The sequence below is a fragment of the Flectobacillus sp. genome (assembly GCF_049240685.1).
Lineage (GTDB): Bacteria > Bacteroidota > Bacteroidia > Cytophagales > Spirosomataceae > Flectobacillus.
The window spans coordinates 1-10612 of the sequence record NZ_JBMLSD010000498.1; the positions used below are offsets into that span (position 1 = coordinate 1).

Genomic DNA, 10612 nt, shown 5'->3' on the forward strand with positions numbered 1-10612 from the left:
CATCATCAGAAGCTAACACAATACTGCCATCTGATGAACGCCAGTGAAGTTCTACTTCGCTTCCCCATATACTCAATGCGGCTTTTGCAACCATCACGTCAATAATGCCGAAGTACATAAAACCATTTTTATCAATTTTAGGTATGGAAACCCGCACAGCCAAAAGTGATTCTTTCACATAGGGAACAACTTCTGATTTGATGATAGGAACTAAAAATGATTCTATTCTTTTGAAAAATGATTCTGAATACCTACCTTCTGAAATAATTATTTTCATGACTTTAACTTTGGGGGCTTTGGTTTAATTCTCTGTAGTCTATCCTACAACTGGTTCAAGTCTGTGACTTGGACCTATTCTTTCAAAAGTTTATAACTTTATCATTCCATTTGTCACTGGCACTAGGTAAAGATAGGGTCTAAAAAACAAATTCTAGTTCTCACAAATTATCTAACATAAACATAACTTCTACAAAAGCATGAAAAAAGTTCTTTTAGGCATTGGGCTTCTTATCTCATTTTTTGTCATCAGGCATTATACCTTACAGAGAGTCTGGGATTTTGATATTTATGAAATGGATGGAGGCATCACGTGTTCTAGCGTAAATACGCCATTTCGCGCGAGTTTACATAAAATAACAATTGAAGGATATTTGGAAAATGATGCCTTATTGTCAGTCATTTATTATGCTGATGATTCACGTTGGTATGAAAGAAAGGAGGATTGGGGTAAATCATATATCCAACATCCATTTATAGTCCTAAAAAAAGGCAAAATCAGAAAAGAAATTATCACTGATGTTCTTTCTGCGCCAGTTGACCTTTACAATATTATACTAATACCGCAAGAAGCTCTTAAAGCTCCTTACAAGAATTCTCAAGTAGGGAAATTACATATTCGAGTGGAACTCTATCAATATAAAAGTCCATTGTTTTTATAAGTTTTTCCGTAAAATCCTCTCAGCACTTTATCTATAAGGAGACAAATTCTAGTTCTCACAAATTATCTAACATAAACATAACTTCTACAACAACATGAAAAAAGTTCTTTTAGGCATTGGGCTTCTTATCTCATTTTTTGTCATCAGGCATTATACCTTACAGAGAGTCTGGGATTTTGATATTTATGAAAACTATTTAAGTATTGCCTCTTATAGTGTACATACGCCATTTAGAGCGAGTTTACATAAAATTACGATTGAAGGCTATCTGGAAAATGATGCCCTGCTATCTGTAATAAACTCTTATGATAAGTCCTCATGGTATGATATAAAAGAAGAGTGGGGAGATTCTGGAACTACAACTCCATTTGTAGCCCTAAAAAAAGGCAAAATCAGAAAAGAAATTATCACAGAAGACAGTTCAGCGCCAGTTGACCTTTACAATATTGTATTAATCCCTCAAGAAGCTCTTAAAGCTCCGTATAAGAAGTCTCAACTAGGAAAATTACATATCCGAGTGGAACTCTATCAATATAAAAGTCCATTGTTCTTGTAAATCTTGTTTATTTGAATTCAGGGGTTGAACCATTGTAATTTTTTCAAAAAGGCGTTCGAAAAACTAATTTTGAACGCCTTTTGATATTATTGACAAAGCATTGCGTCTCTATCCCTAAAACTCATTTTAAAAGAATCACTAAATCTAACAAGTTTGTCTAGTAAAAACACCTAAACTCTTCTTTGCCAGTGCTTAATCTTTTTACTTTTCCTAGAAATTAAAACTTTCTACTAATAACCTGAAAAATAAAGGGTTGCGAGACTAAGGCTAATTGAAAAATTGCCTGATAAGCGTAAAAAAATGTTTTCACAATCCATTTTTTAAGAGTATTTTTACTGTGTTAATACAAGAAACGCTTGGTTTTTATCATTATTTAATGATTTGTTAATACAAAACCAACCTCACAATTATTCAATCACAATTTGCGAAATGGCAACAGCAACTTTCACGCTCGAAAGAGATACTGAAATTTTTAACTTGATTAACCAAGAAGCACACCGCCAAGAATTTGGTATCGAATTGATTGCTTCTGAAAACTTCACATCTAAGCAAGTAATGGAAGCGCAAGGCTCTGTGCTTACCAACAAATATGCAGAAGGTCTTCCAGGCAAACGTTACTATGGTGGTTGCGAAGTAGTTGACCAAATCGAAAATATCGCTATCGAACGTGCCAAAGCTCTTTTTGGTGCTACTTGGGCTAACGTGCAACCTCACTCTGGCGCACAGGCTAATGCAGCAGTATTTTTGTCTTTCTTGAACCCTGGCGACAAAATCCTAGGTTTCAACCTTGCACACGGAGGTCACCTTTCTCATGGTTCTCCAGTAAACTTTTCAGGTAAATACTTCCAACCATTCTTTTATGGTGTAGAAGAAGAAACAGGTTTGATCGACTGGGACAAAGTAGAAGCTACAGCCTTGAAAGAGCGTCCAAGATTGATTATCTGTGGTGCATCTGCGTATTCTCGTGACTGGGATTATGCTCGTTTGCGTAACATCGCTGACCAAGTAGGTGCTTTGTTGTTGGCAGATATTTCTCACCCTTCTGCTTTGATTGCAAAAGGTTTGTTGAATAACCCAATGCAACATTGCCATATCGTTTCTACAACAACACACAAAACGTTGCGTGGTCCTCGTGGTGGTTTGATTATGATGGGTCAGGATTTTGAAAACCCATTCGGTTTCAAAACATTGAAAGGTGATTTGAAAACAATGTCTGCTTGTTTAGACGGCGCTGTATTCCCAGGAACTCAGGGTGGTCCTTTGGAGCACGTAATCGCTGCTAAAGCAGTTGCTTTTGGTGAAGCGTTGACTGACGATTTCCAAGTATATGCTGAACAAGTACAGAAAAATGCTAAAGTTATGGCTCAGGCATTCTTAGACAAAGGTTACAAAATCATTTCGGGTGGTACAGACAACCATTTGATGTTGATTGACCTTCGTCCAAAAGGATTGACTGGTAAATTGGCTGAAAATACTTTGGTAAAAGCTGATATTACGATCAACAAAAACATGGTGCCATTCGATGACAAATCTCCATTTGTAACATCGGGTATGCGTGTAGGTACTGCTGCCATGACAACAAGAGGCATGAAAGAAGCTGAAATGTTGCACATTGTTGACCTTATCGATAGCGTATTGATGAACCATGACAACGAAACTTACATTGCTTCAGTAAAATCAGAAGTAAACAAATGGGTTGAAAACTTCCCACTTTACAAATAATTCTCTGATTTTGTCGATATGAAAAAACCCTGACACCTACAAAGGTTGTCAGGGTTTTTTGCTTTTTTCGTGTAACTTTGCGAATAAGCACTTGATATATTTCGTTGTCAAAAACGAACTTATCTGGCAAGGAGCTTTCAAGATTTAGTTTTGTATAAAAAATACGTTACTCGATTTTTGGCTTCATCTTGTTTGTTTTCCTGTAAGTAAAAGACTTTCAGGTATTTGCTCGATACAACATCTCATTTTAATTTTTAAACTGACTAATGGCACTAGACCAAGAATTTGACGAAGAACTAGAAGAAGGTATCGAAGGAAAGGAAATGACCTTCGTAGAGCACTTAGAAGAGCTTCGCTGGCATTTATTACGCTCAATTGCCTCAATTTTGATATTTACGATTGCTGCTTGGATATACAGAGAAGAAATTTTTGGAGGAATCATTATGGGACCTGCCAAGTCTGACTTCTGGACCAACCGAATGTTGTGTAAAGTAGCCGATGCTACAGGTATGGAAGGGCTTTGTTTTGAACAGGCCAATTTTATTTTGCAAAGCCGCGAAGTATCAGGTCAATTTATGATGGCGCTTACCCAGTCGATTATCGTAGGTTTGATGTTTGCATTCCCGTATTTTTTCTGGGAAATATGGAAATTTATTCGTCCAGGATTGAAAGATACAGAGAAAAAAGCTGCGCGTGGAGCTGTATTTTGGGTATCACTTTTGTTTTTTATGGGTGTAAGTTTTGGCTACTTTGTGGTATCGCCAATGGCTATTAACTTCTTAGCTAATTTCAAATTAGACGAAAGTATCCAGAACCAATTTGATATTAACGACTATATATCTTTATTGTCAATGATGACATTGGCCTGTGGACTTACCTTCCAGTTACCGATGATTTCTTTTGTGCTTTCACGTGTGGGTATTCTGACACCATCATTTATGAGAGAATATCGCCGACATGCACTGATTGTTATTTTGATTGTAGCCGCTATTATTACTCCATCGCCAGATGTGATTTCACAATTATTGGTTGCAACCCCATTGTTTGGTTTGTATGAAATCAGTATTTGGGTTTCGGCAAGTGTAAACAAGAAAAGAGAAGCTGAAATGCTCTAAGTGTAAGTGCTGAGTTGTGAATTGTGAATGTAAAATTAATATTACTTAAAACTCAGTATTCATCCTTAATACCATTAACAAATAAGCCTTGGTACGAGTTGTACTAAGGCTTATTTGTTTTAGTTGAAAATACTACGCAACGCTTCTTTCAAAAAAACTGTCATATTTGTAACGTAAGTATTCAGCAAAATACGTAGTTTTCCCTTTCATTTGTAACCAACCGATTGTATGAAAAAAATACTTTTATTGTATTTACTCTTCCTCACGCATCTCACCTTTAGTCAAGAGAAGAGTCTTTACTCTACTTCACAACAAAACAAACAACAAGCTGTCTCACTAGAAATTAGTAAGCAGGAGGAAAGTGAATATCAAAAGGCACTAGAAGTAGCCAAATCTAAAAACTGGCCAATTAATGGTGTTTATAAAGATGGAAGGGTTTATTCCTTGAAAGGCCTCGATGCAACAGGCCAACCGCTTTACCTTATTACGCACAGCAATGCCAAAGCCGCAGCCGCCACTAGAACTACGTCATTGTATACAGGTGGAAGTTTAGGATTGAGCCTCAGTGGTAATAGTAGTTACATGACTGGCAAGCTTGGTATCTGGGATGGAGGGCGTGTATATTCCAGCCATGTTGAGCTTACGGGGCGTGTTACTCAGCAAGATAATGCTACTACATTTGACGAGCATGCCACCCATACTTCAGGAACAATGATTGCTACGGGGATTTCGGCACAAGCAAAAGGTATGTCTTTTGGAGCGAACCTTCGAGCATGGGATTACAACAGCGATAATACCGAAATTAGTGCAGCAGCTAGTGGTTTACTTATTTCAAACCACTCTTACGGTTACTTAGCAGGATGGAATTATGATTCAGATGTTAGCAGATGGCGTTGGATGGGTAATGTTAATATCAATGCTTTTGAAGATTACAAATTTGGATTTTATGATAGTAACACACAAACTCTCGATAGAATTGCTTATAATGCCCCTTATTATCTTATCGTAAAATCAGCAGGAAACAACCGTGGCGAAACAGGTCCTGACCCTGGTACGGTTTATTTCTTAGGAAATACCTCCGATACTAGCACAGTAGTGAGAAGCAAAAACGATAGTTATGATATTTTGCCAACTACTAGTACTGCTAAAAATATCTTGACAGTAGGGGCTGTCAATGCGCTTGATGCTGCACCAACAAAATCATCAGATATCAAAATTTCGGATTTTAGTAGCTGGGGTCCCACCGATGACGGTCGTATCAAGCCAGATATCGTAGGGGTTGGAGTAAATATCTTTTCAACTTCTATAGGCTCAACTACAAGTTATGCTACCTTGAGTGGTACATCGATGTCGAGCCCGCAGGTGGCAGGAAGCTTATTTTTGCTCCAAGAATTATATGCCAAGCAAAATGACGGGCAATTTATGCGTTCGGCTACCTTGAGAGGGCTCGCGATTCATACCGCAGAAGATGCAGGAAATGTGGGTCCTGATTATATCTATGGATGGGGGTTGCTCAATATGGAAAAAGCAGGCAAAGTAATTTTGAATACTTCAAAGTCAAATCTATTACAAGAGAAAAGTCTTGCTCAAGGCGCAACTTCAACTCAGACGGTAGTAGCTTCGGGTCAAGAACCTTTACGAGTAACAATTGTTTGGACTGACCCTGAAGGTACGATTACTTCGACATCGGCATCTAACTTAAATAATCGCACGCCAAAATTAGTTAATGATTTGGACGTAAGAGTTTCGGATGGTACTTCTAATTATTTGCCTTTTACGCTAAATCCTGAAAAACCTTCAGATTTGGCCACGACTGGTGATAATATCAGAGATAATATTGAGCAAATTTTAATCAATAATCCGCTTCCTGGAGCTACTTACACCATTACAGTAAGCCATAAAGGAACTCTGACCAATAGCAAACAAGATTTTTCTTTAATTGTTAGTGGTACAGGAACAGTAACGTATTGTAGCAATGCAGTAAGTTCAAGTAGTGATGTAATTGAATCTGCTAGTTTGAGTGGAGGTAATAATGTGTCAAGTAATCAAGCATTAACGCTAAATGTATCTGTAAAAAATACAAGCAGCCATATCTTAAAAGCATTTATTGACTGGAATAGCAATGGGAGTTTTGATGACGAAGGCGAGCTAGTAGGTACAAGTACCGTAAATGGTACAGGGGCATATTCATTCAATTTTACGGCTCCTCAAGCTATCAATTTTGGAACAACGCTCCGTATGCGCGTGATTTGCTCACAAGCGGCTAGTGCCAATGCTGTGACTGCTTGTGGTTCGGTATCCAATGCCGAAGTAATGGATATCCCTTTGACTGTCACAAGAGCATTGAGTGATGTTGCGGTAACAAGTTTGGTTACCCCAGAAACGGGATTGTTCTGTAGCAACAGCGCTTTGACACAGATAAAAGTTAGCATTACGAACAATGGATTAAACAGTCTTTCTAATATTCCTGTAAGCGTGACAGTAAGCAATACCTCTGGCTCTAGCGCAACCTTTACTGGAACTTACACAGGTGCATTGGCTTCTTTGGCAACAGGCGAAGTAACACTGACAGGAACGATGAATGTAGTGGCTGGACAAAGCTATAATTTTGTGACCCAAGCTACTTTGGCAAGCGACCAAGATTTAAGAAATAACCAAGTTACCTTCACTCGTACAGTAAGCACTACAGCTGCGCCTACAGCAGAGGCTATTGTATGTGAGGGCGCAAGTACAGCAATCATCAAATCTGCAAGCTCGGCATCAATCCAATGGTTTGACCAATCTGCGGGAGGAACGCTTATTTACACTGGAGGAACGGGCTCATTTACTTTACCAGCAGGAACCAATAAATTATATGTCTCGACTGGTGAAATTTCGGGAAGTATTGGTGCAAAAACTAAATATGAATACGGTGATGGTTCTTATTATGAAAACTTTGGTCCAGCGATTATCATGACAACTCAAGCACCAATCGTAATCAAGACAGCTCGAATTTATGTAGGTACCTCAGGTAGTATTACATTTGACGTAATCAATGCAGCGGATGGTGCACCAGTATCTTCTGTGACAATTCCAGTAACAGCAACCAGAACAACTGCCAATTCGACAAGAAGTAACTCTCAGTTGATTGATGATAAAACAGACCAAGGTGTTGTGGTGAATCTAAACCTCAAACTACCTGCAGCTGGAACATACTATATCACTCAAACCTGTGCAGATGGTGCATCTATTTATAGAAGTAATAAAAACCTTACTTCAACAGCTACAGATTTGGTGGGGTATCCTTTTTCATTAAATAATACGGTGAGTATAACAGGCGCTTATTTTAATGGTAGTACTATCAAAACAGGTTATTACTATTTGTATGATATGAATATTGGAGCGCTAGAATGTCCAAGTGTACGTGCTGCCGTGACTATCCAAAGCGTCACAGCTCCAACAGTGAGTGTTACGCCTGCAAGTACTATCAGTTTTTGTCCTGATGCTTCGGGTACTTTGACTGCTGCGCTCGGTAATGGTTATACCTATCAGTGGTATCGCAATGGAGCAACTTTGAGTGGCGCTACAAGCAATGTCCTAAACGTCAGTATTGCTGGTACCTACACAGTGAAGGTCTCTAATGGAGGAGCCTGTTCGACCACTCCTGCTGGGGTTACTGCAACTGCTTTTACGCCAATTGTTCCTAATGTAAACTGGACAAACGGCGTACTTTCGGTGCTTTCAGGAACAAATCCCTCATGGACTCTCAATGGAATTGAGTATGCTGCTGCAAAAGGTCTGGCTAGTTTTACTCCTATCCAATCAGGCTTTTACAATGCTAAAGTTACCGATGCCAATGGTTGTAGTGCTTATTCGGCAGGAGTATCCGTGACGATTACAGCTATTGAGGAAGATTTATTATCAGATGGTCAATCCAAAGTGTATCCTAACCCTACTTCTGGAATAGTTACCGTAAAAGTTCCTGATAATAATTACAAGGCTGTTACGGCCGAAGTTATTTCTTTGGTAGGAAATACACTAACTCAAAAATCAATGGAGCGTATCGGAAACGATTTCTGGACAAGTCTGGATTTGAGCCAATACACTGCTGGACAATATTTCATCAGAGTATATACCGACGCTGGTACAAGAGTCTTGAAAGTAGCCTTGCAAAAGTAAGTTCAATGATTCAGAATTTGATATTAGCAAAAACCCCGATAAGAGCGTATTTCTTATCGGGGTTTTAAGTTTTTGAAAATAAAAAAACTATTCTCCAACTACCCCGCTGAGTACCGATACACCATTTTCATTGAATGCTTCTATGGCATAATAATACTTTTGACCTACATTTAGCGCTCTAATTTGTAGAGATGTTGGTTGGTCGGCATATACCTGATAGGTTTGATACAACTTATCTTTTTCTATGCCCCATCGAATATTATAACCTACGGCATTGGGTACTTTTTCCCAAGAAATATCCACATTCCGTTCATCTTTTAGACGTTTTGCTACTAGTTTTTGAGGTGTCGTTGGTGCTTGTCCGAGGCCATTCCCAAATACACGGATTTCGCCAATGGCAAGATTTTGAGCTTTTACATATACGTGTTCATATTTGATAAAACGACCTCTATATGGTTTTTCTAGCTCGATATAGGCACATGGTCTATCTCGTTTAGGTTCTTTGGTAAGGTCACGCAGTAATTCCCATTTTTTTCCATCTTTTGAACCCCAAATTTTGAATAAAGTATACACACTCGAATCAGAATCGAAGACATTGTTTTTGTAGTCAATATAATTTACCTGCAATGCTCTTACTTCTGATTCTCTTCCTAAATCAATACTTGCCCATTCGCCTGCTTTGTTTTGTTTAGCAACCCAAAAACTTTGTCGTCCTTCATCAGTCAGATTTTTAGCTACATGAATAGTATCTTGCAGAGAAGAAACGGTTACGGGTTTTTTATAGGAAAGAAGCATCCAACCTGTAAAAAGGGCATCACGATTGTCCCATTTTCCTGTTGGCAAATAATGAGGCCAATCTCCAAAACGAGTATTCGAATACATTTGTCCTTCTTTATCAAAACCCGCTGGGAACATCGAAATGCGTCGTTCCATAGGCCAGTTTACGGCCAACCACGGAGTACCAGTGTTCCAGTAGTTTCCATACACATCTTGAAAAGTATTGCCATGTCCTGCTCCTGTCATATACCCCCCAGGACGGTAAGAAATTGGATTATAAGGTGCATAGGTAAATGGACCAAGCGGATTATCTCCAACATAAGTACCATTGCCATAAACATTGTATTCTGTTCCAGGCCCAGCATACTGAAGGTAATACTTCCCATTATGTTTGGTCATCCAAGCTCCTTCGATAAATGGCTTAACAATATCTGAATGGTCAGGGCCAAACCGCTCCCAACCGTGCTGGTATTGGTCTAAAAATATCAAGGGTTTATAATCGGTTTTGTCTTTGTAAGTCAAGTTTCGACTTTTATCTAGCTCTGCTCCGAAGATAGGATACACATTGGAAGAGCCCCAATACATATACCATTTATCGGTATCTGGGTCATGAAAAAGCGCAGGGTCCCAAGGGCCAATATCTTTGGGCAGTTGTGGCAACCAACGATTAAGGAATTTGAGTTTTCCTTTTTCGGGCTCGGTCGAATAAAAAATGGGACGCTGCTGGAAAGTAGATTGGAACAAATACAGCGTATCTCGCACCGAAACTGCCGCTGGCGCGCACATATCTTCCATCGGCCATTTGTCTGGGACAATATAGTTCCAATTTACCAAGTCCTTCGAATGCCACCATCCCCCCGAAATAGTTACGAACAAATAGTATTCGTTTTTGTGCGTAATAATAACAGGGTCGGCTCCTGAGCGATATGAGATACCTTCGTTCATTTGCTCGAAGTTATAACGGTAGCCAAGGTCGATAGGATTACAATAGGTCGATTGTTTGTTTTGAGCCCATAAGGTTATTGACGCAAAACAAAATAAGAAGCTTAGAAGGGATTTTTTCATACATTCAAATTGAGTTTATAAAAATTCAAATCAAATGTAGGACTTTTTTAGGTAAAAATATTTCAGCTCAAGAATCGGAGCAGGATAAAGACCTCCAGTGGATTAAATGAGCTTAACCAAAACGAAAGAGCACTCGTTCAGGGCATTATCCCTACACGAGTGCTCTTACTATATTAGCATATTTCATTAATACGCTTTATGCTATAAGCAGTGGGCAAAATAAAATTGGGGCTTTCAGGTATCGGCTTTCGGCGGTGGGCATTCGACAAAAATATATCTAT

At 38.9% G+C, this 10612-nt stretch carries 7 protein-coding genes; 5 read left to right on the top strand and 2 right to left on the bottom strand.

The window, feature by feature from the left end; translation table 11 throughout:
* Window positions 1-277 (bottom strand): hypothetical protein (locus ACOVQ4_RS22910; protein WP_421822908.1); only part of this gene is annotated, 277 nt, incomplete at its 3' end.
* Window positions 278-476: 199 nt separating this feature from the next.
* Between ACOVQ4_RS22910 and ACOVQ4_RS22915 the strand changes: the two genes are divergently transcribed.
* From ACOVQ4_RS22915 to ACOVQ4_RS22935, 5 genes are all read left to right on the top strand, one after another.
* A complete protein-coding gene (locus ACOVQ4_RS22915; RefSeq protein WP_421822909.1) occupies window positions 477-938 on the top strand; it encodes a hypothetical protein in 462 nt (153 codons plus the stop codon).
* A gap of 94 nt (window positions 939-1032) precedes the next feature.
* On the top strand, window positions 1033-1494 hold the full coding sequence (locus ACOVQ4_RS22920) for a hypothetical protein (protein ID WP_421822910.1): 462 nt from the start codon (window positions 1033-1035) through the stop codon (window positions 1492-1494).
* A 429-nt stretch (window positions 1495-1923) separates the two neighbouring features.
* A complete protein-coding gene (gene glyA / locus ACOVQ4_RS22925) occupies window positions 1924-3216 on the top strand; it encodes a serine hydroxymethyltransferase (protein WP_095166293.1) in 1293 nt (430 codons plus the stop codon).
* A 266-nt stretch (window positions 3217-3482) separates the two neighbouring features.
* Window positions 3483-4331 carry a twin-arginine translocase subunit TatC gene (gene tatC, locus ACOVQ4_RS22930; protein ID WP_421822911.1) on the top strand — a complete coding sequence of 283 codons (849 nt, stop codon included), beginning with the start codon at window positions 3483-3485 and terminating at the stop codon, window positions 4329-4331.
* Window positions 4332-4559: 228 nt separating this feature from the next.
* On the top strand, window positions 4560-8489 hold the full coding sequence (locus ACOVQ4_RS22935) for a S8 family serine peptidase (RefSeq protein ID WP_421822912.1): 3930 nt from the start codon (window positions 4560-4562) through the stop codon (window positions 8487-8489).
* A gap of 87 nt (window positions 8490-8576) precedes the next feature.
* On the opposite strand, the gene ACOVQ4_RS22940 is transcribed toward ACOVQ4_RS22935, so the two are convergent.
* A complete protein-coding gene (locus tag ACOVQ4_RS22940; RefSeq protein WP_421822913.1) occupies window positions 8577-10331 on the bottom strand; it encodes a family 43 glycosylhydrolase in 1755 nt (584 codons plus the stop codon).
* Between the last annotated feature and the right edge of the window lie 281 nt (window positions 10332-10612).

Excerpts from the sequence above, each read along its gene's own strand:
- ACOVQ4_RS22935 (WP_421822912.1), top strand. The coding sequence starts at position 4,560 with ATGAAAAAAATACTTTTATTGTATTTACTCTTCCTCACGCATCTCACC.
- ACOVQ4_RS22920 (WP_421822910.1), top strand. The coding sequence starts at position 1,033 with ATGAAAAAAGTTCTTTTAGGCATTGGGCTTCTTATCTCATTTTTTGTC.
- tatC (WP_421822911.1), top strand. The coding sequence starts at position 3,483 with ATGGCACTAGACCAAGAATTTGACGAAGAACTAGAAGAAGGTATCGAA.
- ACOVQ4_RS22915 (WP_421822909.1), top strand. The coding sequence starts at position 477 with ATGAAAAAAGTTCTTTTAGGCATTGGGCTTCTTATCTCATTTTTTGTC.
- glyA (WP_095166293.1), top strand. The coding sequence starts at position 1,924 with ATGGCAACAGCAACTTTCACGCTCGAAAGAGATACTGAAATTTTTAAC.
- ACOVQ4_RS22940 (WP_421822913.1), bottom strand. The coding sequence starts at position 10,331 with ATGAAAAAATCCCTTCTAAGCTTCTTATTTTGTTTTGCGTCAATAACC.